This is a genomic window from Amycolatopsis sp. CA-230715, from assembly GCF_018736145.1.
Lineage (GTDB): Bacteria > Actinomycetota > Actinomycetes > Mycobacteriales > Pseudonocardiaceae > Amycolatopsis.
Map to the genome: position 1 here is coordinate 5,823,659 of NZ_CP059997.1, position 26,025 is coordinate 5,849,683.

Annotated in this window: 24 protein-coding genes and 1 pseudogene; 12 read left to right on the forward strand and 13 right to left on the reverse strand. The window is 69.1% G+C overall.

The annotated features are described in order from the left end of the window. The first annotated feature begins 7 nt into the window (after positions 1–7). The 3 genes from HUW46_RS28025 to HUW46_RS28035 all read left to right on the forward strand — a co-directional run bounded on the left by HUW46_RS28025 (position 8) and on the right by HUW46_RS28035 (position 4,696). Complete coding sequence (locus HUW46_RS28025) at positions 8–2,008, forward strand: thioredoxin domain-containing protein (protein ID WP_215541783.1); 2,001 nt, start codon at positions 8–10, stop codon at positions 2,006–2,008. A gap of 96 nt (positions 2,009–2,104) precedes the next feature. Beyond that, positions 2,105–2,665 (forward strand): hypothetical protein, encoded by a 561-nt coding sequence (locus HUW46_RS28030; RefSeq protein WP_215541784.1) that lies wholly within the window; start codon positions 2,105–2,107, stop codon positions 2,663–2,665. A gap of 117 nt (positions 2,666–2,782) precedes the next feature. Continuing rightward, positions 2,783–4,696, forward strand: a complete 1,914-nt coding sequence (locus HUW46_RS28035; RefSeq protein WP_215541785.1) for an acyl-CoA dehydrogenase family protein — start codon at positions 2,783–2,785, stop codon at positions 4,694–4,696. Positions 4,697–4,771: 75 nt separating this feature from the next. Here HUW46_RS28035 and HUW46_RS28040 read toward each other — a convergent pair whose 3' ends face one another. From HUW46_RS28040 to HUW46_RS28050, 3 genes are read right to left on the reverse strand one after another with little or no spacing between them, the layout of a single operon-like run. Next, positions 4,772–5,137, reverse strand: coding sequence for a darcynin family protein (locus HUW46_RS28040; protein WP_215541786.1), 366 nt, complete (start codon positions 5,135–5,137; stop codon positions 4,772–4,774). Positions 5,138–5,163: 26 nt separating this feature from the next. Continuing rightward, a complete protein-coding gene (locus HUW46_RS28045; protein ID WP_215541787.1) occupies positions 5,164–6,054 on the reverse strand; it encodes an SDR family oxidoreductase in 891 nt (296 codons plus the stop codon). 43 nt (positions 6,055–6,097) lie between these two features. After that, positions 6,098–7,510 carry an MFS transporter gene (locus HUW46_RS28050; protein ID WP_215550158.1) on the reverse strand — a complete coding sequence of 471 codons (1,413 nt, stop codon included), beginning with the start codon at positions 7,508–7,510 and terminating at the stop codon, positions 6,098–6,100. A gap of 150 nt (positions 7,511–7,660) precedes the next feature. On the opposite strand from HUW46_RS28050, the gene HUW46_RS28055 reads away from it, so the two are divergent. Further along, positions 7,661–8,557 (forward strand): LysR family transcriptional regulator, encoded by an 897-nt coding sequence (locus HUW46_RS28055; RefSeq protein WP_215541788.1) that lies wholly within the window; start codon positions 7,661–7,663, stop codon positions 8,555–8,557. Here the strand turns inward: HUW46_RS28055 and yczE are convergent. Beyond that, positions 8,525–9,214 (reverse strand): membrane protein YczE, encoded by a 690-nt coding sequence (gene yczE / locus HUW46_RS28060; protein WP_254124963.1) that lies wholly within the window; start codon positions 9,212–9,214, stop codon positions 8,525–8,527. The two genes, HUW46_RS28055 and yczE, sit on opposite strands and share 33 nt — an antisense overlap. Before the next feature lie 62 nt (positions 9,215–9,276). On the opposite strand from yczE, the gene yczR reads away from it, so the two are divergent. After that, positions 9,277–10,662 carry a MocR-like transcription factor YczR gene (gene yczR, locus HUW46_RS28065; protein WP_254124964.1) on the forward strand — a complete coding sequence of 462 codons (1,386 nt, stop codon included), beginning with the start codon at positions 9,277–9,279 and terminating at the stop codon, positions 10,660–10,662. Positions 10,663–10,664: 2 nt separating this feature from the next. On the opposite strand, the gene HUW46_RS28070 is transcribed toward yczR, so the two are convergent. Next, on the reverse strand, positions 10,665–11,288 hold the full coding sequence (locus HUW46_RS28070; protein ID WP_254124965.1) for an HAD family hydrolase: 624 nt from the start codon (positions 11,286–11,288) through the stop codon (positions 10,665–10,667). Positions 11,289–11,358: 70 nt separating this feature from the next. Between HUW46_RS28070 and HUW46_RS28075 the strand changes: the two genes are divergently transcribed. Further along, on the forward strand, positions 11,359–11,880 hold the full coding sequence (locus HUW46_RS28075; RefSeq protein ID WP_256451455.1) for an HD domain-containing protein: 522 nt from the start codon (positions 11,359–11,361) through the stop codon (positions 11,878–11,880). Positions 11,881–11,898: 18 nt separating this feature from the next. On the opposite strand, the gene HUW46_RS28080 is transcribed toward HUW46_RS28075, so the two are convergent. Together HUW46_RS28080 and HUW46_RS28085 are read right to left on the reverse strand one after the other, a co-directional pair. Then, positions 11,899–12,369 (reverse strand): NUDIX hydrolase, encoded by a 471-nt coding sequence (locus HUW46_RS28080; RefSeq protein ID WP_215541790.1) that lies wholly within the window; start codon positions 12,367–12,369, stop codon positions 11,899–11,901. A gap of 8 nt (positions 12,370–12,377) precedes the next feature. Beyond that, positions 12,378–13,121, reverse strand: a complete 744-nt coding sequence (locus tag HUW46_RS28085; RefSeq protein ID WP_215541791.1) for a DUF5919 domain-containing protein — start codon at positions 13,119–13,121, stop codon at positions 12,378–12,380. 792 nt (positions 13,122–13,913) lie between these two features. Between HUW46_RS28085 and HUW46_RS28095 the strand changes: the two are divergent. Further along, a pseudogene (locus HUW46_RS28095) lies at positions 13,914–15,311 on the forward strand (MFS transporter). A 26-nt stretch (positions 15,312–15,337) separates the two neighbouring features. After that, the gene (locus HUW46_RS28100) at positions 15,338–15,802 is read left to right on the forward strand and encodes a hypothetical protein (RefSeq protein WP_215541794.1); all 465 of its coding nucleotides are present in this window, start codon (positions 15,338–15,340) and stop codon (positions 15,800–15,802) included. Here the strand turns inward: HUW46_RS28100 and HUW46_RS28105 are convergent. The 3 genes from HUW46_RS28105 to trhA all read right to left on the reverse strand — a co-directional run bounded on the left by HUW46_RS28105 (position 15,795) and on the right by trhA (position 18,129). Next, positions 15,795–16,853 (reverse strand): LCP family protein, encoded by a 1,059-nt coding sequence (locus HUW46_RS28105; RefSeq protein WP_215541795.1) that lies wholly within the window; start codon positions 16,851–16,853, stop codon positions 15,795–15,797. The two genes, HUW46_RS28100 and HUW46_RS28105, sit on opposite strands and share 8 nt — an antisense overlap. After that, entirely contained in the window at positions 16,850–17,362 is a 513-nt protein-coding gene (locus HUW46_RS28110) for a SigE family RNA polymerase sigma factor (RefSeq protein WP_215541796.1), read from the reverse strand. The genes HUW46_RS28105 and HUW46_RS28110 overlap by 4 nt, the downstream gene beginning before the upstream one ends. An 86-nt stretch (positions 17,363–17,448) precedes the next feature. Beyond that, positions 17,449–18,129, reverse strand: a complete 681-nt coding sequence (gene trhA, locus HUW46_RS28115) for a PAQR family membrane homeostasis protein TrhA (RefSeq protein WP_215550533.1) — start codon at positions 18,127–18,129, stop codon at positions 17,449–17,451. 85 nt (positions 18,130–18,214) lie between these two features. Here trhA and HUW46_RS28120 point away from each other — a divergent pair, with 85 nt between their 5' ends. Continuing rightward, positions 18,215–18,991 (forward strand): isoprenyl transferase, encoded by a 777-nt coding sequence (locus HUW46_RS28120; RefSeq protein WP_254124968.1) that lies wholly within the window; start codon positions 18,215–18,217, stop codon positions 18,989–18,991. A 107-nt stretch (positions 18,992–19,098) separates the two neighbouring features. On the opposite strand, the gene HUW46_RS28125 is transcribed toward HUW46_RS28120, so the two are convergent. Beyond that, complete coding sequence (locus tag HUW46_RS28125) at positions 19,099–19,335, reverse strand: hypothetical protein (RefSeq protein ID WP_254124970.1); 237 nt, start codon at positions 19,333–19,335, stop codon at positions 19,099–19,101. Positions 19,336–20,093: 758 nt separating this feature from the next. Here HUW46_RS28125 and HUW46_RS28130 point away from each other — a divergent pair. Next, entirely contained in the window at positions 20,094–21,377 is a 1,284-nt protein-coding gene (locus tag HUW46_RS28130; protein ID WP_254124972.1) for a PhoH family protein, read from the forward strand. A gap of 55 nt (positions 21,378–21,432) precedes the next feature. On the opposite strand, the gene HUW46_RS28135 is transcribed toward HUW46_RS28130, so the two are convergent. After that, positions 21,433–22,872 carry a GuaB1 family IMP dehydrogenase-related protein gene (locus HUW46_RS28135; protein ID WP_215541800.1) on the reverse strand — a complete coding sequence of 480 codons (1,440 nt, stop codon included), beginning with the start codon at positions 22,870–22,872 and terminating at the stop codon, positions 21,433–21,435. Positions 22,873–22,908: 36 nt separating this feature from the next. On the opposite strand from HUW46_RS28135, the gene HUW46_RS28140 reads away from it, so the two are divergent. After that, positions 22,909–23,370 (forward strand): DUF309 domain-containing protein, encoded by a 462-nt coding sequence (locus tag HUW46_RS28140; RefSeq protein WP_215541801.1) that lies wholly within the window; start codon positions 22,909–22,911, stop codon positions 23,368–23,370. A 150-nt stretch (positions 23,371–23,520) separates the two neighbouring features. Then, positions 23,521–25,212: a DEAD/DEAH box helicase gene (locus HUW46_RS28145; RefSeq protein WP_215541802.1), complete on the forward strand. Its 1,692-nt coding sequence runs from the start codon at positions 23,521–23,523 to the stop codon at positions 25,210–25,212. A 105-nt stretch (positions 25,213–25,317) separates the two neighbouring features. Here HUW46_RS28145 and HUW46_RS28150 read toward each other — a convergent pair whose 3' ends face one another. After that, the gene (locus HUW46_RS28150; protein ID WP_215541803.1) at positions 25,318–25,941 is read right to left on the reverse strand and encodes an MBL fold metallo-hydrolase; all 624 of its coding nucleotides are present in this window, start codon (positions 25,939–25,941) and stop codon (positions 25,318–25,320) included. Positions 25,942–26,025: the final 84 nt, after the last annotated feature.

Sequence of the window (26,025 nt, forward strand, 5' to 3'; positions counted from 1 at the left end):
TGGAGGCATGCCGAACCGCCTCGCGTCCGCGACCAGCCCGTACCTCCTGCAGCACGCGGGAAACCCGGTCGACTGGCGCGAATGGGGCGCCGAAGCGCTGGCCGAGGCGAAGCGCCGGAACGTGCCGATCCTGCTTTCCGTCGGCTACGCCGCCTGCCACTGGTGCCACGTCATGGCGCACGAGTCGTTCGAGGACGCCGAGACAGCGGACCTGATGAACGAGCACTTCGTCAACATCAAAGTGGACCGCGAGGAGCGGCCGGACATCGACGCGGTCTACATGACCGCGACGCAGGCGATGACCGGGCAGGGCGGCTGGCCGATGACCTGCTTCCTCACCCCGGACGGCGAACCGTTCCACTGTGGCACCTACTACCCGCCGTCGCCGCGGCCGGGGATGCCGTCGTTCCCGCACCTGCTGGTGGCGGTCGCGCAGGCGTGGCAGGAGCGGCCGGACGAGCTGCGCGAGGGCGCGGGCCGGATCACCGAAATGCTCACCACGCAGACCAAACCGCTCGAAGAGTCCGCTGTGGACGCACGCGTGCTCGACGACGCCGTGCGCGGGCTGGCCTCGGAGGCCGACTCCGAACGCGGTGGTTTCGGTGACGCGCCGAAGTTCCCGCCGTCGATGGTGCTGGAGTTCCTGCTCCGCGCGCACGAGCGCACCGGATCGGCCGACGCACTGTCCATTGTGGAGAAGACCGCGGACGCGATGGCGCGCGGCGGGATCCACGACCAGCTCGGCGGCGGGTTCGCGCGGTACTCGGTCGACGGCGACTGGCAGGTGCCGCACTTCGAAAAGATGTTGTACGACAACGCGTTGCTGCTGCGCTGCTACGCCCACCTCGCGCGGCGGACCGGCTCGGCGCTCGCACACCGGACGGCGCGGAGCACGGCCGCGTTCCTCATCACGGGTCTTTCCGCGCCGACCGGCGGATTCATCTCCTCGCTCGACGCGGACACCGACGGGGTCGAAGGCCTGACCTATGTCTGGACGCCGGAGCAGTTCCGCGAGGTGCTCGGCGAGGACGACGCGCGCTGGGCAGCGGAGGTCTTTTCCGTCACCGATCAGGGAAACTTCGAGGACGGCGCGTCGACGCTGCGCCTCCTGCACGACCCGGAAGACGCCGAACGCCTCGAACGCGTGCGGGAAAGCCTGCTCGCCGTGCGGGAACTGCGCCCCCAGCCGAGTCGTGACGACAAGGTCATCGCCGCGTGGAACGGGCTCGCGATCACCGCGCTGGCGGAAGCCGGGGTCGCGCTCGGAGAACCGGGTTGGGTCACCGCGGCGGCGGACGCGGCGGATTTCCTGCTGCGGACCCATCTCGTCGACGGCAGGCTTCGCCGCAGTTCGCGCGACGGCGTGGTGGGCGAGGTCGCGGGTGTGCTGGAGGACTACGCGTGCCTCGCCGAAGGGTTGCTGGCGCTGCACCAGGCCACCGGTGCGGCGCACTGGCTGGACGAGGCGACCTCGTTGCTGGACGTCGCGCTCGTCCGGTTCGCGAACGACGACGTGCCCGGCGCCTACCACGACACCGCCGACGACGCGGAGCTCCTCGTGCACCGTCCCGGCGACCCCGGTGACAACGCGAGCCCGTCCGGCGCGTCGGCGCTGGCCGCCGCGCTGGTCGCCGCCTCGGCGCTCGCCGGGCCGAGCCAGGCTTCGCACTACCGCGAAGCCGCCGAACGCGCGGTCGCCCGTGCCGGGCAGCTCGCCGCGAGGGTGCCGAGGTTCGCGGGCAACTGGCTCGCCGTCGCGGAAGCGCTGCTGGCCGGGCCGGTGCAGGTCGCGATCGTCGGCGACACCGCACAGTCGCGTGCCGGGCTTCTCGAGGTCGCGGCGCGGGAGGTCCACGGCGGCGGCATCGTGCTGGCCGGGGCTCCCGATGACGTGCCGCTGCTGGCCGACCGCCCGCTCGTCGACGGCGGCGCGGCCGCGTACGTCTGCCGCGGTTACGTGTGCGACCGGCCCGTGACCACGGCGGACGAGCTGGCGAGCGCGCTGTAGGCCCTGTCCGCTCCGGGAGAACAAGCCACATTCCCGTGTGATACGCGCGTAGCCTCTGTAGTGTTGTAATCAAGTAATCAGAGGTGGTGACGTCCGATGGGACGTGGTTGGCACGGACGCGGCCGGGGCTGGCAGCAAACGGAGGTGCCCTCCGCGGACGACGCGGCGGGCTGGTTCGAGGGCAGGCTGCCCGACGGCTGGTTCACCGGCGCCCCCGAGGTGACCGTGGACCGCGAAGAGATCCTGATCGTCGGCGAGCTTCCCCCTCTGACCGGCGAGCAGAGCGACGACGCGGCGCGCGCCGCGGCGGAGGCGGGCCGGATCAGCCGGTTCCGCGAGGAGACCAGGGAAGCGCGCATCGAGATCGCGCGGCAGGCCGAGCACCGCTACCAGCGCAAGGTCGCGTGGGGCGCGCGCCTCGGCGGGACCGAGGAGCTGTTCACCACGCTCGCCGCGCCGGTGATGACCCGGCTCCGGCAGCCGGAGCGGCTGGTGCTCGACACCCTCGTCGACGCCGGTGTGGCGCGGTCGCGGTCCGACGCGCTCGCGTGGGCGGTCCGGCTCGTCGGCCAGCACGCCGACAGCTGGCTCGGCGAGCTGCGCGACGCGATGAGCAAGGTCGACGACCTGCGCACCAAGGGGCCCGAGCTCGGCTGAGCGCGCGGGTCCCTCGTGCCGGTGGACCGAACCGGTTCGAGCTGCGGTCCGTTTGGGACTGGGGCAGGCTGGCTACCACTGGCGTAGCCAGCCTGTTCCGTGCGCGACGGAGGAACCGTGGACCAGCCAGCCATTCCCGCGAAGGTCGATGTCGGCGCGCTGACCGAGGTGCTGGACGGCCGGTGGGGCGAGCTTCGCCGGAGCGTGCGCGCGCAGATGACCGACAGTGCGTTCCGCGAGGCGCACGACCTCGACACCGAGGCGCACCGGATCCAGGTGCTCGACCAGCTCGGCGAGCTGGCGAAGACCGACCGCCCCCGGCTCGGGTTCGACCGCGAATACGGCGGCGGTGGCGACATCGGCGGCTCGGTGACGTCGTTCGAGATGCTCGGGTTCGGCGACCTTTCGCTGATGGTCAAGGCCGGTGTCCAATGGGGACTGTTCGGCGGCGCCGTCCAGCTGCTCGGCACCGCGCGCCACCACGAGCGGTACCTGCGCCCGATCATGGACCTCGACCTGCCGGGGTGCTTCGCGATGACCGAGCACGGCCACGGCTCGGACGTGCAGCATCTGCGGACCACCGCCACCTACGATCCGGCCACCCGCGAGTTCGTGATCGACAGCCCGGACAAGGACGCGCACAAGGAGTACATCGGCAACGCCGCGCGCGACGGCCGGATGGCCGTGGTGTTCGCCCAGCTCGTCACCGGCGGCGAAAGCCGTGGCGTGCATGCCTTCCTGGTGCCGATCCGTGCCGACGACGGCGGCCCGGTACCCGGTGTGTCCATTGAGGATTGCGGAAAGAAGGCCGGTCTCAACGGGGTCGACAATGGACGGTTGGCTTTCGCCGGTGTACGGGTCCCGCGCGAAGCGCTGTTGAACCGCTACGGCGACGTGACCGAGGACGGCACCTACACGAGCCCGATCGAAAGCGACGGCCGCCGTTTCTTCACCATGCTGGGCACGTTGATCCGCGGCCGCGTCAGCGTCGCCGGGAGCGCGGGCAACGCCACGAAACGCGCGCTGGCGATCGCGGTGCGCTACGGCGAACAGCGGCGCCAGTTCTTCCGCCCCGGCAACGAAGAAGAGGTCGTGCTGCTGGATTACCGCGCGCACCAGCGCAAGCTCCTGCCCGCGCTGGCGGCGACCTACGCGCTGCACTTCGCGCAGGAGGAACTCGTCGGCGCGCTGCACGACATCCAAGGCTCGGACGACGTCGACGAGCAGCGCCAGCGGGAACTGGAATCGCGGGCCGCCGGGATCAAGGCGGTGTCCACTTGGCACGCTACCCGAACGATCCAAATGGCGCGAGAAGCCTGCGGTGGCGCAGGATACCTCGCCGAGAATCTGTTGCCTGCCTTGAAGGCGGACACCGATGTCTTCACCACGTTCGAAGGCGACAACACGGTGCTGCTGCAGCTTGTCGCGAAAGGACTGCTGACGAGCTACAAGGACCACTTCGAGGATCTGAGCGCGCTGGCCACCGCTCGGTTCGTCGCCGAGCAGTTCGTCGGCGCGGTGATCGAACGCACCGCGGCGCGTCAGGTGATCGAACGCTTGGTGGACGCGAGCCACGACGACGAGGACGTCCTGTTCGACCGCGGCTGGCACGTGAAACTGTTCGAGGACAGGGAAGAGCACGTGCTGGACGGTGTCGCCCGCCGCCTGCGCCGCGCCGCGTCGGAGGACCCGTTCGAGGTGTTCAACGACGCGCAGGACCACGTGCTGCGCGCTGGCCGCGTCCACGTGGAACGGATCGTACTGGAAGCCTTCGTCGCCGGTATCGACCGCTGCACCGATCCCGACGCGAAAGCGCTGCTGGACCGCCTTTGCGACCTGTACGTACTGTCCACAGTGGAAGCCGACCGTGCTTGGTTCCTCGAGCACGGCCGCCTCACCGCGGCCCGCTCGAAAGCCGTCATGTCCGCGGTGAACGACGTGTGCACGCAGTTGCGCCCGCACGCGCGTGTCCTGGTCGACGCCTTCGCGATCCCGGAACAGTTCCTCGGCGCTGCATTCCTCGCCTCCTGAACTGCCCCGAAAGTGACCTTCGGGGTGTGTAGGTCCCCTGAAAGTCACCTTCGGGGCAGGCGGGCAACCGCGGAATCAGGTGGTGACGGTGGCGAAGGCGTCCAGCCCGTAGTTCTTCGCGTATCCGTTCTCGACCCCGACCAGCAGCTCGACCACGTCGAAGTACCGATCCCAGAAGGGCGTTTCGCGCAGCGCCTCGACGAGCAGTTGGTACGCTTGGTGATCGCGCGCTTCCCACACCCACACGTCGGTCACGCGCGCCGAGTAGAACTCCGTGTCGTAGAAGCGCGACCGGACCCCGTTCGTCCTCTTGGTGATCTCGGGCAGCACCTCGGTCTTGAACGCGTTCACCCTGTCCTCGACCGAAAGACCGAGCCATTCCGGACTGGTCTTCACCAGCATGAACGCGGTGACGGTCGCTTCGAAAGGTTCTTCTGGCACGGCATTTTCCTTTCTCGTGGTGGGAATCAGGCGTAGGCGCCCGCGAGGATGTCTTCGATCAAGGTCGGACCGGAAGGTGTCCAGTCGAGGAGTTCGCGGGTGCGTGCGCTCGACGCGGACATGTCCAGGCCGAAGAACCTCGCGACGAAGCCGAAGTGCTCGCCCGCCTCTTCGGATTTGATCGACACGACCGGGAGCCGCAGGTACTCGCCGATCGCTTCCGCGATTTCGCGTGTCGTAACGGCTTCTTCGGCGACGACGTGCAGCCGGGTACCGGAGGGCGCACCTTCCAACCCGAGCCGGACGACCCGGGCGGCGTCGAAGCGGTGCGCCGCGGACCACGCGTTGGCGCCGTCACCGATGTAGGCGGAAACGCCGTGCTTCCGGGCGGCCGCGACGAGTTGGGAGACGAAACCGTGGTCGCCACCACCGTGCGTCGACGAAGCGAAGCGCGCGCTGATCACGCGGACTCCTTTTCGGACGTATTCGAGTGCGAGGTTTTCGGCGCCCCCTCGGTGAGAATCCGGGCCGACCGCGGGCGAGACGTCGGTCTCGACCGCGGGACGGCCTTGCACCACGCCGGAAAGCCCCGCCGCGAGAACGAACGGACGGTTGCTTCCGACGAGGGTGTCGGCGATCGTTTCGACCGCGTCCCGCTCGGCTTTGTTGCTCGCGGCCGGGTTTCCCCAGTCGTGCTTGTTGGCGAGGTGGATGACGGCATCGGCGTCAGCGGTCCCGGCGCGGATGCCGTCGAGGTCGTCGAGATCGCCGCGTCTCACCCGCGCGCCCTTCTGTTCGAGCACGGCGGCGGAGGCGTCGGAGCGGGCCAGGCCGGTGACTTGGTGCCCGGTGTCGATCAGGTGGTCGACGACGGCCGAGCCGATCCAGCCGGTGCCTCCGGTGATGAACACGTTCATGGGGTTCTTCCTTCTTTGTCGGTCCGCGGCGGGGTGCCGCGGATCAGGCGCGCCCTCGACGGGACAGCAGGGATTGCAGTACGACGAGAGCGCCGAGAACGAGGACGGCGATGCCGATCGCGCGCAGCCCGGTGGACGCGCCGGAGATGAACGCGGCGACGATTTCGGGTGCGCGGCCGGGCGCGGTGGCGAGGGCTTGGGCAACCGTGTGGGCGCCGTGGGCGTCCGCGGGGAGCGCGCTGGTGAACCGCGCGGTGAGGACGGTGCCGATGACGGCGACGCCGAGCGCGCTGCCGAACTCTCGGGTGGTGGCTTGGAGTCCTGCTCCGACACCGGCCTGCGCCGGGGGCAGCGCACCGGCGATGGCGCTGGAGAGCGTGGGAAGCGCCAGCGCTACCCCGATCCCAGTCACGAAGAGCCATGCGGCATAACCAAAGTAGGAGGTCCCTGCGTCGCTTGTGGACAGTGCGAGCAGGCCGCCGCCGACGAAGGCGAAAGCGAGCGCGGTGGTGGCGTCGAGGCCGATGCGGTGGGTCAGACGCCCCACGTGGCGTGCGAAGACGAGGATCGGGACCGTCAGCGGCATGATGCCGATCCCGGTCAGCAGCACGCTGAACCCCTTGCCGTACTGGAGAAAGGAGGCGTTGACGTAGAACAGGGCGAACATGCCGAAGAAGACGGTGATCATGCCGAGGCAGGCGCTGCGCAGCGCGGGCAGGCGGAACAGCCTCGGGTCGAGCAGCGGGTGTTCGGCGCGGAGTTCGACGAGCGTCCACGCGGTGAACAACACGGCGGCACTGGCGAATTCGATGACGACGGTGGCGCTTCCCCAACCCGATTCGGGACCCTGGATGATACCGAGCAGCAGCGCGACGGACGCGCCGACGAACAGGGCCGTGCCGAGCGGCTCCAGGCGGCGGTCGTGGCGCGGCGACACCGGGGCGAGTGCCGCCACCAGCGCGGCGAGCAGCACGGAGATCGGTACCGCGGCGGCGAACAGCCAGCGCCACGACCCGCCGGAAAGCACGGCGCCGCCGCCGATGTTGCCGAGGACGCCGCCGATCCCGGTCATCGACGCCCAGATGGCGATCGTCGCGTTCTTGCGTTCGGCCGGGACGGCGTGCAGCAGCACGGCGAGGGTGTTGGGCAGCACCGCGGCGGCACCGGCGCCGGTGATCGCGCGGCTGACGAGCAGCACAGCCACGTTCGGCGCGATCGCGGACATCAGCGCACCCGCCGCGAACAGGACCAGCCCGGCGATCAGCACTCTCTTGCGCCCGAAGCGATCACCGGCGGCGCCACCGGGAATCACCAGGCAGGCGAAGAAGATCACGTACGTGTCGACGATCCAGACCAGCGCGGACGCGGACGGGTGCAGGTCGCTCGCGGCGAGCAGCGGGACGGCGAGGTTGATCGCGGCGACCATCCCGACGACGAGCGCCACGCAGGCGCACATGACCGTGAGCAGGCCGCGTCGCGGGATCGTGCGGGACTCGGGCGCGTACACCGGAGCCGGAATGGTGGAAGGCATGTCCATGACGGTATGGACCAGCGAGGTATCCGTGCCACGCAACTTCGGCAAGGGTTATTTGCGTATGATGCAACTATGCCCGAGCAACTGGACCTGAACCTCCTGCGCGTGTTCGACGCACTGCTCCAGGAGGGCAGCGTCACCGCGGCTTCCGAGCGCCTGCACCTGTCGATCCCCGCGACCAGCCGGGCGCTGGGCCGGTTGCGGCGGGCGATGGACGACCCGATCCTGGTGCGCGCGGGGCGCTCGATGGTGCCGACGCCGTTCGCGCTGCGCACCGCGCCGCGGGTGCGCTCGCTGCTCGACGAGGCCTCGGCGCTGATCAGCGCCGATCGCGAGATCGCTCCCGCCGATCTCAAGCGCACCTTCACCATCCGCATCAACGACGGTGTCGCCACGACGATGGCGGTCGCGGCGGTCGAAGCCACCGCCGCGATCGCACCCGGGGTGGTGCTGCGCTTCGTCGCCGAGGGCAGTGAGAGCACCGAAGCGCTGCGTGACGGGTCGGTCGACCTGGACATCGGCGCCAGTGACGAAGCCGGTTCGGACATGCGGACCGCGTTGCTCTACCGCGAGCGAGTGGTCGGCATCGTCCGTGCCGACAGCCCGCTCGGGCGCCACCGCCGCCCGACCCTCGCGCAGCTGTGCCAGCATCCGCACGTCTCGGCGTCCCGGCGCGGGCGCAGCCGCGGACCGCTCGACGACGTGCTCGAGGCCGCGGGGCTCCAGCGCCACGTCGCGGCGGTCGTGCCGACCTCCGCCGTGGCCGCGCTCGTGGTCGGGGCCAGCCACTACGTCGGGCTCGTACCGCAGCGTCTCGCCGAGCAGTACAGCGAAACATTGGGCCTGCGCTGGTTCACCATTCCCGCGCCACTGCCCGAAGTGGACATCCGGCTGCTGTGGCACCGGCGGCTCGACGCCGACCCGGCGCAGCGCTGGCTACGCGACACCCTTCGCGGTGCGCTCGGCTGACCATCGTGGACGTTCGTCGCCGTCGAGGCGGACAGTGGTGAAGCGCAGGAAGAACTGGACCAGCGGGCCCATCGCGAACGCGATCAGCACCGTGCCGAAACCGACCGTGCCGCCGAGGAGCCAGCCGATCGCCAGCACGACGATTTCGATCGCGGCGCGCACCAGCCAGATGGGCTTGCCGGACACGCGGACGGCGCCGGTCATGAGCCCGTCCCTCGGCCCCGAACCGAACCGCGCGCCGAGGTAGACCGCGTCGGAGAAGGTCAGCATGAGCAGGCCGACGGCGTAGTAGGCGAGCTGCTGCGCGAAGGAATGCGGCAGGGGAAGGAAGTTCGCGGCCAGATCGGCGGACAGGCCCACGAGCAGCACGTTGAGCACGGTGCCGAGCCCCGGCAGCTCGCGGAGCGGGATCCAGAAGACCAGTACGGCGACCGCGATCAGGTTCGTCGTCCAGCCGAAGGTCAGTCCGGTGCGGAGCGAGATGCCCTCGGTCAGGATGTTCCAGCTGGACGCGCCGAGGGACGACTCGACGAGGAAGGTGAGAGAGGTGCCGTACCCCACCAATCCCACCAGCAGTTGGACGAGCCTTCGCACCTTCTTTTCGGCCCGCAGCTGTTCGGCCGCGGTCATCCGCCGTGCCACCGGTTGCGTTTTCACCTGATCAGCGTGCGGGACATCTGGCCTTGAAAGAAAGGTCCAGATGACACACACTGGCCCTCGTGCACACCAGCAGCCACGCGGTCGCCCGCCTGCTCGGCGACTGGTCTTCCGGGCCGGGCCCCGCCCATCGCAGGCTGGCGGACCTGATCCGGCTGCTCATCCTCGACGGCAGGCTCCCGCTGGCCACCGCGATGCCGGGCGAGCGCGATCTGGCCGCGGTGCTCGGGATCAGCCGGACCACGGTGTCGACGGCCTACGCGACCCTGCGCGACCAGGGCTACCTCAGCGCCCGCGACCGCGCGCGCAGCCGGACGCGGGTGCCGCACCGTCAGCCCGAAGCGGCGGTCGACGACCGGGACCTGATCGACTTCTCGCACGCGGCGCCGCCCGCGCCCGGCGAAGCGCTGCACCGCGCGTACACCAGCGCGCTGAACCAGCTCCCGCGCCACCTGCCGAGGCACGGCTACTCGCCGACGGGGCTCGCCGAACTCCGCGCCGCGATCGCCACGCGGTACGCCGAACGCGGGCTGGAGACCACCCCGGACCAGATCCTGGTCACCAACGGCGCGCAGCACGCGATCGGCCTCATCGCGCGTACCTTGCTGCGTCCCCGCGACCGGGTGGTGGTCGACCATCCCAGCTACCCGCACGCACTCCGGGTGTTCCGCGCCGCGGGCTGCCGGGTCGTGCCCGTCGCGGTGAACGAGGATGGCTGGGATCTCGAAATCCTGTCGGCCACCATGCGCGGTGCCGCGCTCGCGTACCTCATGCCGGACTTCCACAACCCCACCGGTCTCTGTCTGTCCGAAAAGGATCGCCTGTCATTGCGTCCACAGTGTCCGATCGTTGTGGACGAAACAATGGCCGAACTGGCACTGGACGTCGCCCCGCCGACCCCGCTCGCCGCGTACCACTCGAACGTCATCACGATCGGCTCGATGGCGAAGACCTTCTGGGGCGGTCTACGGGTCGGCTGGATCCGCACGACCCCCGATCTGGTGCAACGACTGCACCAGGCACGAGCGGACGTCGATCTCGGCACGCCGGTGGTGGAGCAGCTGGCCTGCGCCGAATTACTGGGCGGCATAAGGGAAATCCTGCCCACCAGGCTCGCCGGCCTCCGCCGCTCGCGCGCGGTGCTGCTGAACCTGGTCGCTGAGCATCTGCCGGACTGGACCGTCGGCGAATCCCACGGCGGCCTGACGGTGTGGACCCGCTTCCCGGACCCCATCAGCTCGGCACTCGCCGCCGTCGCACCCCAGTTCGGCGTCCGGCTCGCCGCAGGCCCGCGCTTCGGCATCGGCGGCGCCTTCGAACGCTTCGTCCGCCTGCCCTACTCGCTGGACGCCGAGGCCATGAAGACCGGGATCACCGGCATCGCGGACGCCGTCGCCGCCGTTCGTTCAGGCCGCCGAGCCGACACCCCACCCGCCGCACTGGCGTGATCTCAGACCAGCGTCTCGGTTATCGCGGCGGCCTTCGCTAAGGCAAGTCGCTTACCCGGCTTGTTCGCGTAGCCGATCGCGGTGACCCCGGCGGCCACTGCGGCGTCCACATCGGACGGCGAATCGCCGATGAGCACACTCTGCTTTGCCTCTGCGTCAAGTGCGGTGAGCGCTTTCGTCACCAGATACGGGTCGGGCTTCAACGGCGTGCCCGCACCTTCTCTGGCCGCGATGCAGTCGATGGAACCGCGGAGGCCGTACAAGTCCAAATAGGACTCGATGGCGACACGACTGTTGTTGCTGACGATGGCCAGCGGTCGTCCGGACGCATGCCAACCTGCGATGAGTTCGTGCGCACCCGGGGTCGGCTCCGCACTCTTGATCGCCTCGACCTCGTGCGCGGTCAGCGCCGCCTCGACGAACGCTGCTTGCTCCGCGCTCACCGTCGCGGCGAACCGCAAAACCGCGAACGGATCATCGGCAGGCGAGGAGTCCGCCAGCTCACTTCGAAGTTGCGTGGCAACGGCGGCGGCCGGTACCCCGGCGAAGACGGAACAGACCGGTCCGTCGAAGTCCAGCAACAAGATTTGTGCTTTCGCCAGTGTGGCGACCCAGGTTTCATCCACGTGTCCATCGTATTCGGATAGGTTTGTACAGGTGGACTGGACAACATGGGCGAGAGCGGAAGCGGAGCGAGTGTTGGCGAGCGCGCTGCCTCGGCGGTGGGCGCATGTCCAAGGCGTCGGTCGCCGAGCGGCTTTGGCTGCACCTCTCTTCTCGCCGGATGAGGCCGAGCTTCTGGTCGGCGCTGCCTTACTCCACGACATCGGGTACTCCCCGGAGCTGATCGACACCGGTTTCCACCCGATCGACGGTGCGCGGTACCTGCGCGAAACCGGGGCACCGACCAGGCTGGTCAACCTGGTCGCCCACCACTCGTGCGCATACCGGGAAGCGGAGCTTCGCGGGCTGACAGGCGAACTCGCCGCGTTCCCCGCCGAAGTAACCCCGATCCGCGACGCGCTGTGGTGGGCGGACATGACCACGACCCCGGATGGCGAGATGACCACAGTTGACCAGCGGATATCCGAGGTCCAGGCGCGTTACGGGCCAGCGGACTTGGTCACCGCCTTCATCCGGCAGGCACAGGGAGAACTGGTCGGTGCGGTGGAGCGGACCGAGCAACACCTGCAGGCTGCCGGGATCGCTCACGCGTAGGAATTCATCTTTCCTGTTTCAAGTGAAACGTGGTTCTTTGTTCTCTGATAATGCGTGCTCGAGTCGCAGCTTTGTGGAAGGGTGAATAGTGAGAGCGTATGCATCCCGACTTCCGACCCAGAGAGACTCGGAACTTTCATCGCTGGTCCGAAGGGTGCCACCAACCAGTCGGGCGCGGAAGCAGATAGAGAATTCTTGCCGTACCTCGCCGTCATCGTAGGCGATGACGTGGTTGGGGTTGGAATAGATCCCGATGATACCTGTGACTTCGCACTCGATGCCGGTTTCCTCGCGAACCTCCCGGACGGCGGCTTCGGTAAGGGTTTCGCCGAGTTCGAGTTGGCCGCCGGGGAGTGAGTAGAGGTCGTTGTCAGTGCGACGAATCATGAGGATTCGGCTCTCGTTGTCTTGAATGAAGGCAGAGACGGCAACGGCGATGCTGTTCGCGGCTGGAGCGTTCGGGTCGTAGTAGTAGTCGCGGCGGGTCATGGTGCCTCCTAGAAGGTGGCCGGACGGGCTGATTTCCACGCCGCTTCGAAGCTCTCGGAGTACGTTTCGAACAGGGTCCCTGCCGAGAGCTTGCGCAAGTGCAGCGCGGGAGCGTGAGCGCCTTGGATGCCGTAGATGTGGGTGTTGATGATCATCTCGTTGTCAAGACGAAAGATCGAGTTGTAGAGCGTGGTGTTGTGGAATCGCATCTCGATGCCGTCCACACCGACGAGCGGACGGTAGTAAGCCAGTGCGTTTCGGATGCGGGCCGCCAGCGTGCCTTCGCCGAGTTGCTCCTCTGCGCTGCGCAAGGCCACGCTGTTGTCTTCGGGATCGCCGAACGCGAGACGGATGACCGCGCCGTTGGCAGCCTTGTGCAACAGGTCCTTTACGAAGCGCGGGCGTTCCACCAGGAACAATGCTGCATGGACCAGGATCTCGATGGTTTGGTCAGCGTTCTTGATAAGCCTGTCCCACAGCTCAGCCGGGATGATGTTGCGGTGCGGGAACACGTTGACCACCTCGGCCGCCGCGATCTCGGCCTTGCGTTCCGCAGCCATCGCCTGCGGCCAAAGGTAGCACTCCGGCTCCCGAGCCAGAGCAGCCAGCTTGTGTCGGTGCTTCGGATAAGGCGTGCGCCCCTTGGTGATCCAGCGCTCGACGGTTTTCGGGTCTACCTCGACGGCGATAGCTACCTGCTCCGGATCGAGACCGTTGCGCAGCAAAGCATCTCGTAGCCGTTCGTTCGGCATGCCCACTCCCCCGCAGGACCTGTTGGGACATCTCAGCGTAGTGCGGACGTCTGTAAAAGTCCTGCCGTGTGGTGCTCGCGTCCGGGTGAACGGGAAATGCTGCTGTTCATGACGGTAACACTGGAATCGGTTCATGTTTGGGAGTCGGCGTACCGGAATTACATGGCATTGGTCGGCTCAGCGAGCCGAACGGGACGGTCGCCTCACGCAGATGAGATCGCGGCCGCCTCCGCAGCGGTGGCGGCCGCTTGGCGGGTGCTGAAGTCGGATGGTTTCCATCCGTGGTGGCTTACCGCGGCGATCAACGCGGCGGTACAAGCCTTCGACGCACAGGCGCGGGATTGGCACACCCACGCAGAGGATCTGTTGGTAGGAGGGGGAGTTGGCGTTCAACGCGCAGTGGAAGCCGGGCCGGGAGACCGCAGCGGGAGTGCAGACGGTTGGTTCGGAGCTGCCCGCACGGCAGCAGGAAACCCGAGGTAGCGGCGAGTGAAAGTCAAGACACCCGGCTGGTCGAAACTCACGATCCGACGTTGCCAGCGATGTGGACGCACGGGACCGGCGCTCGGCCGCCGACCTCGGATTTGCCGGTCTTGCTTGACTCGCACGGCCGTTTACCGGTTGAGTATTCCTCCCTTGACCTCTAGTTATCTAGAGATATCAAGCTTGCTGTGCACGCGTCGCGAAGCAAGGTCAAATCGTGTTCCAGCCTGGGGAGGCAACAATGCACAGCACCACGAGCGCGGTCGTACGGGGACGGGGTGCGGGGCGGTGAGGAAGTCCTTTGCCTTGGTGTTGCTGGCTTCCGCGCAGTTCATGCTCGTGGTCGACAGCTCGATCGTGAACATCGCGCTGTCTTCCATCCAGGCCGACCTCAAGATGTCCCCCGGCGAGCTTTCCTGGGTCGTCAACGCCTACGTTCTCGTGTTCGGCGGGTTCCTGCTCCTCGGCGGGCGGCTGGGTGACCTGATCGGACGGCGCCGGATGTTCGTCGTCGGGCTCGCGCTGTTCACCGGCGCCTCGTTGCTCGGCGGATTCGCCCAGAACTCGGTATGGCTCTACGGCGCACGCGCGGTGCAGGGCTTGGGCGCGGCGATCACTTCTCCCGCGGCGCTTTCCTTGCTCACGACCACGTTCGCCGAGGGAAAGGAGCGCAACAAGGCGCTCGGCGTCTAGGGTGCCGCGGTCGGCGCCGGTGGTGCGTGCGGAGTGCTGCTCGGCGGTGTGCTGACCAGTTGGCTCGGCTGGGAGTGGGTGTTGTTCATCAACGTCCCGGTCGGCGCGGTCGCGATCGCGCTGGCCCCGAAACTGCTGCGGGAAAGCGTCGCCGAAGACACCAAGGGGCTCGATATTCCGGGTGCGCTGTCGATCACCGCGAGCATGATCCTGCTGGTGTGGGGACTCGTCGGCGCGGAAGCCGCCGGGTGGACCTCGGCCGGGACCATCGTCAAGCTCGCGCTGGCCGCCGCGCTGTTCGCCCTGTTCATGGTGATCGAGGGAAAGGTCGCGAACCCGCTCGTTCCGTTCGCCGTCTTCCGCAACCGCGCGGTGAGTTTGGCGAACACGCTCAACGTGCTGCTGAGCATGACGCTGCTCGGGATGTTCTTCTTCATCGCGATGTACCTGCAGGAAATACTGTCCTACAGTGCACTCGTCGCGGGCCTGGCCTACCTCCCGCTCACCGTGAGCATCGTCGTCGTGTCCCAGCTCGGCGGGAAACTGGCCGACCGGGTGGGGCCGAAGAACCTGGCCGTCATCGGGCTGGCGTCGCTGACCGCGGGCCTCGGCTGGTTCAGCACCGTACGAGCCGACGGCAGCTACGTGGTCGACGTGCTCGGCCCGTCGATCCTGTGCGGCGCGGGCATGGGCCTGTCCCTGGTCGCGGTGACCGTCTCGGCGATGTCGGGCACCCGTCCGCAAGACGCCGGGCTGGCGTCGGGGCTGATCACCACCACCCAGCAGATCGGTGGCGCGCTCGGCCTCGCGGTCATCGCGGCGGTCGCCTCGGCGACCACGGCCGGGTTCGGTCCTGGCGCGGAGCACGATCCGCGTCATCTCACCGAAGGGTTCCAGGCCGGGTTCCGGCTGGCCGCGTTCGTCGCCTTGGCCGCGGTCGTGTTCGCGGTTTTCGTGTTGCGCTCGCCTCGGGCCACGTCGAAGCCCGAGCGGGATGAAGTGCCCGCGGAGTAGGGTCGCGTTAGGACATTGGGGGAGCGATGGACATTTCGCGGGTGCAACAGCACTTCGAGGCGACCTGGCGGGAGCCCGTGCAGGTCACCGGTTTGAAGCGGGTGACGGTCGGGACCAGGCGGGATCGGCGGCGCGAGCGCGAAGGCGGGTCGCTTGGCTGCGTCGGGGAGGTCTTCGCCGAGATATTCGCGAACCTCGCTTGGCCCTTCCTGGCGCTGGGGAGCCTGGCGAGGCGGCTCAAGCGGTTCGAACCCAGGAGGCACGCGGCGATTCCCAGCGGTCCGGCTTCCGGTGAGGCCTACCGGGTGGCGGAGGTGCTCAAGCGGAACCCCGGCGATCTCGTGATCGTTCGAGGGCGGACGCGGCTCGCCATCGCCACGCCGGAAACTCCACTGTGGACGAGCCAGGGAAATGACCGTCCACAGTGGAGTCCCGAACCGGTGAGCCTGTATTGGGAAGACGGCTCGATGCTGCTGTTCCGCGTCAGTTGACGCAGGTCGCGCCGCCGGGGGCCGGCGCGGTGCCGGACCCGAACTGGTCTTGGACGAAGGAACGCACCTTCGCCGGGTCGACTCCGATCGCCGGTCCCGCGTTCGCGGGCGGATCGGTGACCGGCACCGTCCCGAGACGAAGCGCGTCGGGACGGAGCTTGAGCAGCTGGCCCGCGAGGTCGAGCAGGTTCCACCCCTGATCGGTGCGCACCTTGTCGCGCGCGGTGGTCAGCAGGGCGGTGAGGGTTTGCTCGCGAGTCGACTCGGGTGCGGTGAGCACCTTGTTCGCCAGCGAGCGCAGGAACGCCTGCAACCGGACGATCCGGTCGAGGTCACCGTTGGCGAGGCCGTGCCGCTGCCGCACGAACTGCAGCGCCTTGTCGCCGGAGACGGTCTGCTGCCCGACGGGGAACGATATCCCGGTCAGCGGGTCGTGGACGGCCTGGTTCAGGCAGACCGGGACGCCACCGGCGGCCGTGCTGATTTCGGCGAACGCCGCCATGTCGACCGTGGCGTAGTGGTCGGCGGCGACCCCGGTGAGGTTCTGCACGGTGGTGGCCACCGCGCGGGCGGCCGCGTCGTCGGCGTCGGCAGGGCTCTTCCCCTTGGCGATTTCGTCCTCGCGGACCTGCGTGTAGACGCCGTTCAGCCGCTGCTTGCCGTGACCGGGCACGTCCACCCAGGAGTCCCGCGGGATCGACACGGCGCTCCCGCTGCCGTCCTGGCCGAGATGCGCGAGCACGATCGAGTCGGCGCGCGGCGAGCCAGGTCCGGAGTCCAAGCCCATGACCAGGACGTTCTGGTCCTTCGCGGCCGATGCCGCCGGCGCGGCGGGAGCCGCGTCCTGGCGGTCCAGCAGCTGGGGCACGACGATTCCAGCCGCGGCGACCACCACGACGGCCGCGGCCGTGGCGATGACGGGGGCGCGGTAGCGGCGAGGCGCGCGCGGGCCGTGGGACAACCGGGCGAGCACCACGCCGGGGTCGACGGCCCGGTCGGCCTCTTCGGTCAGGGCCTCGCGGATGAGGGCTTCGGTCCGATCGGGGTTCATGCCCATGCCTCCTTGGCCGTGGATGCCGCGTACCCGGCGGAGCGGAGCGTGCTCAACGCGCGGGAAAGATGACTGCGCACGGTGCTTTCGCCGCACCCGAGGACCTCGGCGATCTCCTGGTCGGTGCGATCCTCGTAGTAGCGCAGCAGGATCGCGGCCCGCTGCTTGCGCGGCAGCATCGCGATCCGGGCCCGCATCGCGGTCCGCTCGGCGTGCGCGCCCGCCACGTCACTGGTTGGCGCGGCGATGGCGTTGAGGGTGTGGTGTTCGGACGAAATCTCCTTCGCCGCGCGTCGCCGTCGCCAGGACAGGTACTCGTTGGTGACCATGCGTCGCACGTACAGCTCGGGCGACCGCATCGACTCGATGCGCGCCCACCGCGGCTGCGCCCGCAGCAGCACCTCCTGCACGATGTCCTGCGCCAGATGCGGATCGCAGGTCAACGCGGTCGCGTACCGCAGCAGCCGGTCGAGCCGTTCGGCGACGAACAGGTCGAAACCTTCGTGCACCAGCGCTCCCTCCCATACCTCCGGTGATCGTTACCTATGACCAACGCGATGGGCGGGGCGAAATGTTGAGCGGCGCGCGAAAAAACTCAGCCGGGATACATCGCGAGCCAGATCGCGATGTAGTGGCACGCCGCGGCCAGCACGGTGCAGGCGTGGAAGTACTCGTGGTAGCCGAAGGTCTCCGGGAAGTGGTTCGGCCAGCGGGTGGCGTAGAAGACCGAGCCCGCGGTGTAGAACAGGCCGCCGACCAGCAGGAGCACGAGCGCGGCGACGCCGGCGTGGGTGAGCAGTTCGGGCAGCACGAACACGGCGACCCAGCCGAGCGCGATGTAGATCGGCACGCCGAGCCAGCGCGGCGCGTGCGGCCACAGGAGCTTCAGCGCGACGCCCGCGACGGCGCCGCCCCAGACCACGCCGAGCACGATGTACCCGGTCGGCTGCGACATCGCCAGCAGCGTGAACGGGGTGTAGGTGCCCGCGATGAACAGGAAGATCATCGAGTGGTCGGCGCGCTTCATCCACTTGTACGCCTTGGGGCTCCACAGGCGGCGGTGGTAGAGCGCGCTCACGCCGAACAGGCCGAGCACGGTCAGCCCGTAGACCGAGGTCGCCAGCGCGGCGGTGCCGGAGACGGTCGACGCGGCCAGCGAGATCAGCGCGGCGGCCGCGGCCACCGAGCCGAAGAAGGACCAGAAGTGGATGTGCCCGCGCAGCCGGGGACGAGTGTCGACCACGGGCGAGGACGGGGGCTCGGTCGCTACGCTCACGTGCTTCAGGCTACGGGACCGTAGGCCTTCTGCCACCCCCGTGGTGCGGCACATCGCTTCGCGGAGGTGCGTAGGCTCCTCCTTCGTGAGCGTTCGGTCCTTTCTCTCAGACGTCGTCTACAGCATCTACAGCCGCAGGCTGATCCAGCAGGCCAAGGGCAAGCACCCTCGGCACGTCGCGGTCATCCTGGACGGGAACCGCAGGTGGGCGCGGGAAGCCGGGTTCACCGACGTCGCCGACGGGCACCTGATCGGCGCGAAGAAGATCGCGGACTTCCTCAGCTGGTGCCGCGAGGCCGACGTCGAAGTCGTCACACTGTGGCTGCTGTCCACGGACAATCTCGGCCGGGCGTCCGAAGAGGTCACCGCGCTGCTGAAGATCATTCCGGACGTGGTGGACGAACTGTCCGGACCGGACACCCCGTGGCGGCTGCGCATCGTCGGCGCGCTGGACCTGCTGCCGTCGGAACCGGCGAAGCGGCTCGCCGAGGCGGCGGCCAGGACGGACGGGCGCACCGGGATGGAGGTCAACATCGCGGTCGGCTACGGCGGGCGGCAGGAGATCGCGGACGCGGTCAAGAAGCTCCTCCGGCAGCACGCCGACGAGGGCACTTCGATCCTGGAGCTGGCGAAGATCCTGGACGTCGACCATATTTCCGAACACATGTACACCTCGGGCCAGCCGGACCCGGATTTGATTATCCGGACCTCGGGTGAACAGCGGTTGTCCGGTTTCCTGCTGTGGCAGTCGGCGCATTCGGAGTTCTGGTTCAACGAGGCTTATTGGCCCGCATTCCGCAGGGTGGACTTTCTCCGCGCCCTTCGCGACTATGCGACAAGGCATCGCCGTCTCGGCCGTTGAACGGCCTTGTTGTCGACTGACGCTGTTCGGATCGGCACCGGACAGCGCGAGGGCCCGGAATCCAGTGGATTCCGGGCCCTCGGCGGTTACCCGCTAGCGCACCGTGCTCAGTGGTGGCTCAGCGAGTGGGCGACCAGCGCCGGTGTGGTGGCGATGCCCGCGTAGGCACCGGCGACCAGCGAGGCGGCGCCGTAGCCGAGCGCGCCGCCACCCTCGATGAACTGGTAGTAGGCGTCGGCGAAGGTGATGTCGTCACCGTGCGACGCGGGAACGGAGGGGGTCTCCGCCGGAGCAGCGAACGCGGTTCCGCCGATCATCATCATGCCCGCAACCGCCGCTGTCACGAATCCGGCTTTCTTCAGCACTGCGCACACTCCTAGGTCGAGAATGGGAGAAACTGCCGGTCCGCCGATGTCTCCAGCGGCTGTCCGGCAGATCACAAATTACTCCACTTGGCCGAGCCGTGATCGTCCGGTTACCCGATTGTGTGAGTAATACGGCGGCTTATCACTCGGCCTGATTAAGTTCATTTATCCAGTGGGTGCGCACGTGTTCGAGCCGTGGTAGGGGACAATGAAAATCCTTCGGGTGAACGGGTGAATCCCGTTCGGGTTAGCCTAATCGGCCGCACCGGTCTCGACGGAGTGAAAAGTGACCCAGGGTGATCATCGACGGCGATCGCACGCTGTGTTGGTATCCCGCGACTAACTGTGAGATGACGAATCGGCGAATCACCTGTGTGGCTGCCTGCACGATCGCCGATCCGCAGGTAGCTTCCGAAGTGACGGACCACGACCAAGGTGGGCCGTCACGGGAGGCCCTGGTCGTGGCTGTGGTTGAGGGAACGGTGCAACCGTTCACGAAACGCACGAGGGGGCCGGCACCCGGCCCTCGTGGCCGCGCCTGACGCACCGGCGCCAGGAGAGCGGACCAACCGGGGCAGTGCCCGGCCCAGCGAGTGCGGGCGTGGTGCCACGCCCACGAGGGAGATGCCGTCGTGACTGCGCAGCGTTTGCCCCGAAAGGCCTCCGGCCGCTCTTCGACCAGTGCCGTCGGCACTGAGAAAGCCTCGATTGTCCCGAATTCCGCGCGGCAGACCTATGTGCTCGACACGTCGGTCCTGCTGTCCGACCCGTGGGCGGTGACCAGGTTCGCCGAACACGCCGTGGTGCTCCCGCTGGTGGTGATCAGCGAGCTGGAGGGCAAGCGGAACCACCCCGAACTGGGCTGGTTCGCCCGCGAAGCGCTCCGGTTGCTCGACGATCTCCGCCGCACCCACGGAAGACTCGACGCACCGGTGCCGATCGGCGAGGACGGCGGCACCCTCCACGTCGAGCTGAACCACTCCGACCCCACGGTGCTGCCAGCCGGGTTCCGCACCGACGCCAACGACCACCGGATCCTGGCCTGCGCGCTGAACCTGGCGACCGAGCTGGAGTCCGTCACGCTGGTCACCAAGGACATCCCGCTCAGGGTCAAGGCGGGCGCGGTCGGCTTGGACGCGGACGAGTACCGGGCACAGGACGTCACGCCGTCGGGGTGGACCGGGATGGCCGACGTGGACGTGCCGCGCGAGGCGATCGACGCGATGTTCCACGACGGGAAGATCGAACCGGTGGACTTCGCGCTCGACGGCGTCGACGAGCTGCCGTGCCACACCGGGTTGCGGCTGCTCAGCGACAGCTCCAGCGCGCTCGGCAGGGTCACCGCCGACAAGAAGGTGCGGCTGGTGCGCGGCGACCGGGAGGCGTTCGGCCTGCACGGGCGGTCCGCGGAGCAGCGCATCGCGCTCGACCTGCTGCTCGACCCCGAGGTCGGCATCGTCTCGCTCGGCGGGCGCGCGGGCACCGGCAAGTCGGCGCTCGCGCTGTGCGCCGGGCTCGAATCCGTGATGGAGCGCCGCGAGCACCGCAAGGTGGTCGTGTTCCGGCCGGTCTACGCGGTCGGCGGGCAGGATCTCGGCTACCTGCCCGGCTCGGAGTCGGAGAAGATGCAGCCGTGGGCGCAGGCGGTGTTCGACACCCTCGGCGCGCTGGTCAGCGAAAACGTCCTCGATGAGGTTTTCGACCGCGGCATGCTCGAAGTGCTGCCGCTGACGCACATCCGCGGCCGTTCGCTGCACGACGCGTTCGTGATCGTGGACGAGGCGCAGTCGCTGGAGCGCAACGTGCTGCTGACCGTGCTTTCGCGGCTCGGCACGGCTTCGCGGGTGGTCCTGACGCACGACGTCGCGCAGCGCGACAACCTGCGCGTCGGACGGCACGACGGGGTGTCCGCGGTGATCGAGAAGCTGAAGGGGCACCCGCTGTTCGCGCACGTGACCCTGACGCGCTCGGAGCGGTCCCCGATCGCCGCGCTGGTCACCGAGATGCTCGAAGACCACTGACCCCGAAGGTGGCCTTCGGGGCGCTACATGCCCCGAAGGCCACCTTCGGGGCGTCTCACCAGCCTGAAGGCAGCGGGCGGCCTTCGGCGAACCCGGCGGCCGACTGCACGCCGAGCACCGCGCGCTCGTGGAACTCCTCGATGTTGCGCGCGCCCGCGTAGGTGAACGAGGACCGGACACCGGAGCCGATCGAGTCCAGCAGGTCCTCGACGCCGGGCCGCGCGGGATCGAGGTGCATCTTCGACGACGAGATGCCTTCCTCGAACAACGCCTTGCGCGCGCGGTCGAACGCGTCGTCGCTGCGCGTGCGGGCGCCGACGGCGCGCTTCGACGCCATGCCGAAGGATTCCTTGTACGGGTGGCCGTGCTCGTCGTAGCGCAGGTCGCCGGGGGATTCGTGGGTGCCCGCGAACCACGAGCCGACCATCGCCGCCGAAGCGCCAGCGGCCAGCGCGAGCGCGACGTCGCGCGGGTGCCGGATCCCGCCGTCGGCCCACACGTGCTTGCCCAGCGCGCGCGCCGCGGCCGCGCAGTCGGCGACGGCGGAGAACTGCGGCCTGCCGACGCCGGTCATCATCCGCGTGGTGCACATCGCGCCCGGCCCGACGCCGACCTTCACCACGTCGGCGCCCGCGTCGATCAGGTCGCGCGTGCCCTCGGCGGTGACCACGTTGCCCGCGACCACCGGCACCGACGGCGACACCGACCGTACCGCCTTGAGCGCGGCGAACATCTTGTCCTGGTGGCCGTGCGCGGTGTCCACCACGAGCACGTCCACCCCGGCCTCGAGCACGGCCTCCGCCTTCGCGGCCACGTCGCCGTTCACGCCGACGGCCGCCGCGACGCGCAGGGTGCCCTGGTCGTCGAGCGCGGGCGTGTAGATGTCGGCGCGCAGCGCGCCGATCGCGGTCAGCACCCCGGCGAGCCTGCCGTCGCCGTCCACGCCGACGGCCAGCTTCGCGCCGCGCGCGTGCAGCATGTCGAAGACCTCGCGCGCGGGCGTTTCGAGCGAGCAGGTGACCAGCACCGGCTCGGCGATGTCGGCGAGGCGGGCGAACCGGTCCACGCCGACGCAGGCGGCTTCGTCGACGATCCCGGCGGGGCGGCCGTCGCCGTCCACCACGACCACGGCGCCGTGGGCGCGCTTGCCGACGAGGTTGAGCGCGTCGGCGACCGCGTCACCGCCGGTGAGCACGAGCGGGGTGTCCCACACCGGGTGCCTGCCCTTGACCCACTCGGTGATCCCGGCGACCGCGACCGGGTCGACGTCCTGCGGCAGCACCACGAGGCCGCCGCGCCTGGCGACGGTTTCGGCCATGCGGCGACCGGCGACCGCGGTCATGTTGGCCACCACGATCGGGATCGTCATGCCCGTGCCGTCCACAGTGGACAGGTCGACGTCGAAGCGGGACTCCACGTCCGACCGGTTCGGCAGCAGGAACACGTCGTCGTAGGTCAGGTCGTTGGCGGGCCGGTGGCCATCCAGAAAGCGCACGAGAACCCAGACTACATGCCGTGGCACAATCGGGACGTGGGTGACCGGGACCGGGACGAAAGCGGCAAGGCGCGCAACGCGAGGCCGCGCGACGGTCTCGGGAGGCCGTTGCCGTACGGCGCCGAGGGGGTCGAACGCCAGCCGGAGGGCGTCGTGCGCAGTCCGGAAGAGACGGTCACCGAGGCGCAGCGGCTTCTCGACGAGGGAAAGCCGTTCCACGCGCACGAAGTCTTCGAGGACGCGTGGAAGTCCGGCCCGGACAGCGAGCGGGAGCTGTGGCGCGGGCTCGCGCAGCTCGCCGTCGGCCTGACGCACGCGGCGCGCGGCAACCTCACCGGCGCGGGCTCGCTGCTGCGGCGCGGCGCGGCGAACATCGCGCCGTTCGAGCCGGAGCACCCGCACGGCTTGGCCATCGGCGGGCTCGTCACCTGGGCGAACGCGCTCGCGGACGACCCGTCGTTCCAGGCGCCGCGGCTGCGTGATCCCGGTCGCACGTGAGGAAAACCGATTCGCCGCACCGGAAGCGTGCCGTACGATGATCGACGCGGTCGGCACAGTTCTGCCTCCGGCCGCGTCTCGTCGACCACCACGCGCCGCGACCACGGGTCTGCGCCGGGCAGGACGACCTACCACTTTATGGAGCACTGCATGGCGGATTCCCGCCCCGATACGTCTTTCGCCGCCCTCGGCGTCCCCGCCGATCTCGTCGCCGCGCTCGCCGCGCAGGGCGTCGACACGCCGTTCCCCATCCAGGCGGCCACGTTGCCGCACTCGCTCGCCGGGCGCGACGTGCTCGGCCGCGGCCGGACCGGGTCCGGCAAGACCTACGCGTTCGTGCTGCCGCTGCTCGCGCGGCTCGCCGAGCGGCCGGTGAAGCGGCGCGCGTCGAGGCCGCGCGCGCTGATCCTGGCGCCGACCAGGGAGCTGGCTAGCCAGATCGACGCCGCGATCGCCCCGCTGGCGAAGGCGTTGTCCTTGCGCAGCACCACGATCTTCGGCGGGGTCAGCGCGAACCCGCAGATCAGCGCGGTGCGCGGCGGCGTCGACATCGTGGTCGCCTGCCCCGGCAGGCTCGAAGACCTGACCTCGTCCGGTGACGTGCGGCTCGACGACATCGAGATCACCGTGCTCGACGAGGCCGATCACATGGCCGATCTCGGCTTCCTGCCGGTGGTGCGCAAGCTGCTCGACCGCACCCCGCGCGATTCCCAGCGCATGCTGTTCTCCGCCACGCTCGACGCCGGGGTGGACGTGCTGGTCAAGCGGTACCTCACCGATCCGGTCACGCACAGCGTGGACTCGGCCCGGTCCCCGGTCGCCACGATGAAGCACCACGTGCTGCACGTAGTCGAAGGCGAACGGCTCGAGGTGCTCGCGCAGCTCGCGTCCGCGCCGGGCCGGTCGGTGGTGTTCACCAGGACGAAGTACCGGGCGAAGGCGCTCGCGAAGCAGCTCGTGAAGTCTGGGGTGCCCGCGGTGGAGCTGCACGGGAACCTCGGCCAGAACGCCAGGACCCGCAACCTCAGCGCGTTCTCGGACGGGTCGGCGACCACGCTCGTCGCCACCGACATCGCGGCACGCGGCATCCACGTCGACGACGTGGCCAGGGTCATCCACGCCGACCCGCCGGTCGAGCACAAGGCCTACCTGCACCGGTCGGGGCGCACCGCGCGCGCCGGCGCCGAGGGCACGGTCATCACGCTCATGACGGACGCGCAGATCGCCGACGTCCGCGACCTGACCAAGAAGGCCGGGATCAAGCCGAACACCACCAGGGTCGGGCCGGGCCACGCGCTGCTGGCGCAGCTGGCGCCCGGCGAGCGGACGTTCGTGCCGCCGCCGGCCGCGGCGCCGAAGAACTCCGGTGGCGGCTCGCGCGGGAGTGCGGGGCGGTCCGGTCCCGCGCGGTCCGGTCCCGCGCGGTCCGGTCCCGCGCGGTCCGGTTCCGGCCGCTCGGGTGCGGCGAACGGGTCGGGCCGCCGGTCGGCGAATGGCTCCGCTCGCCAGTCCGCGAGTGGATCCGCTCGTGATCGCTCGGCCGCGAACGGCTCCACTCACCAGGGTGCGGGCGCGAACGGTTCCACTCGGCAGTCCGCGAACGGATCCGCTCGGCAGCCGGTCACCGGCGGCGGTCGTCGCGGTGCGAACGGATCCGCTCGCCAAGGGGCGGCCGCGAACGGAACCTTTCGCCGTGGTGCGAACGGTTCCACTCGCGACGGTGGAGCCGCCAACGGTGCCGCTCGCCAGTCCGCGAACGGTTCCCGCCGTCGTGGCGGGAACGGCGCCGGTCGCCAAGGTGGCGGAGCGCAGCGCTCGTCCCGAGGCGCGCGGCAGGGCTGACCCGGCGCACCTTCCTCGAAGGAAGCTCCTGTAGAGATGCCCCGAAAGTGGCTTCAGGGCATCTGCCGCCCCGAAGGTGACTTTCGGGGCGTGCGCGGGAACCCGTCAGGGTTTCTCCCAGCCGGAGGAGGCTTCCCGCTCCGCGCCGATCGTGGTGCCTTCGCCGTGCCCGGTGTGCACGGTGGTCTCGTCCGGTAGCGCGAACAGCTTGTCCTGAATGGACTTCACGATGGTCGGATAGTCCGAATAGGACCGTCCGGTCGCGCCGGGCCCGCCGTTGAACAGGGTGTCGCCGGTGAACACGACGCCGAGCGAAGGAGCGTGCAGGCAGACCGCGCCGGGTGCGTGCCCCGGGGTGTGCAGCACGGTCAGCTCGGTACCGGCGACCGACAGGACCTGCTGGTCGCGGAGTTCCCCGTCGGGCGCGCGGCCGGGGTGGGTGAGGTCCCACACCACGCGGTCGTCCGGGTGCAGCAGGATCGGCGCGCCGGTCCGCCGCGCCAGCTCGGGGGCGGCGTTCACGTGGTCGTTGTGCCCGTGCGTGCTCACGATGGCGCGCAGCGTCCGCCCGCCGACGGCCTTTTCGATCGCGTCGGCGTCGTGTGCCGCGTCGATGACGATGACCTCGTGCTCGTCGCCGATCAGCCAGACGTTGTTGTCGACGTCCCAGCTGCCACCGTCGAGTTCGAAGACGCCCGAGGTCACCAGATTCACTACGTTCGCCGTCATGGCCGCGACCCTAGTGGACAGTTCGCCTACCGGCGGTATGCTACCTTCGGGTAGACTTACTCTTGGTAGGTTCTGGAGGTTGCG

What these genes read in the sequence shown, in the direction of transcription:
- HUW46_RS28025 (WP_215541783.1), top strand. Translation starts at nt 8, where the DNA reads ATGCCGAACCGCCTCGCGTCCGCGACCAGCCCGTACCTCCTGCAGCAC.
- HUW46_RS28030 (WP_215541784.1), top strand. Translation starts at nt 2,105, where the DNA reads ATGGGACGTGGTTGGCACGGACGCGGCCGGGGCTGGCAGCAAACGGAG.
- HUW46_RS28045 (WP_215541787.1), bottom strand. Translation starts at nt 6,054, where the DNA reads ATGAACGTGTTCATCACCGGAGGCACCGGCTGGATCGGCTCGGCCGTC.
- HUW46_RS28050 (WP_215550158.1), bottom strand. Translation starts at nt 7,510, where the DNA reads ATGTGCGCCTGCGTGGCGCTCGTCGTCGGGATGGTCGCCGCGATCAAC.
- HUW46_RS28055 (WP_215541788.1), top strand. Translation starts at nt 7,661, where the DNA reads ATGCCCGAGCAACTGGACCTGAACCTCCTGCGCGTGTTCGACGCACTG.
- HUW46_RS28080 (WP_215541790.1), bottom strand. Translation starts at nt 12,369, where the DNA reads ATGACCCGCCGCGACTACTACTACGACCCGAACGCTCCAGCCGCGAAC.
- HUW46_RS28085 (WP_215541791.1), bottom strand. Translation starts at nt 13,121, where the DNA reads ATGCCGAACGAACGGCTACGAGATGCTTTGCTGCGCAACGGTCTCGAT.
- HUW46_RS28100 (WP_215541794.1), top strand. Translation starts at nt 15,338, where the DNA reads ATGGACATTTCGCGGGTGCAACAGCACTTCGAGGCGACCTGGCGGGAG.
- HUW46_RS28105 (WP_215541795.1), bottom strand. Translation starts at nt 16,853, where the DNA reads ATGAACCCCGATCGGACCGAAGCCCTCATCCGCGAGGCCCTGACCGAA.
- HUW46_RS28145 (WP_215541802.1), top strand. Translation starts at nt 23,521, where the DNA reads ATGGCGGATTCCCGCCCCGATACGTCTTTCGCCGCCCTCGGCGTCCCC.
- HUW46_RS28150 (WP_215541803.1), bottom strand. Translation starts at nt 25,941, where the DNA reads ATGACGGCGAACGTAGTGAATCTGGTGACCTCGGGCGTCTTCGAACTC.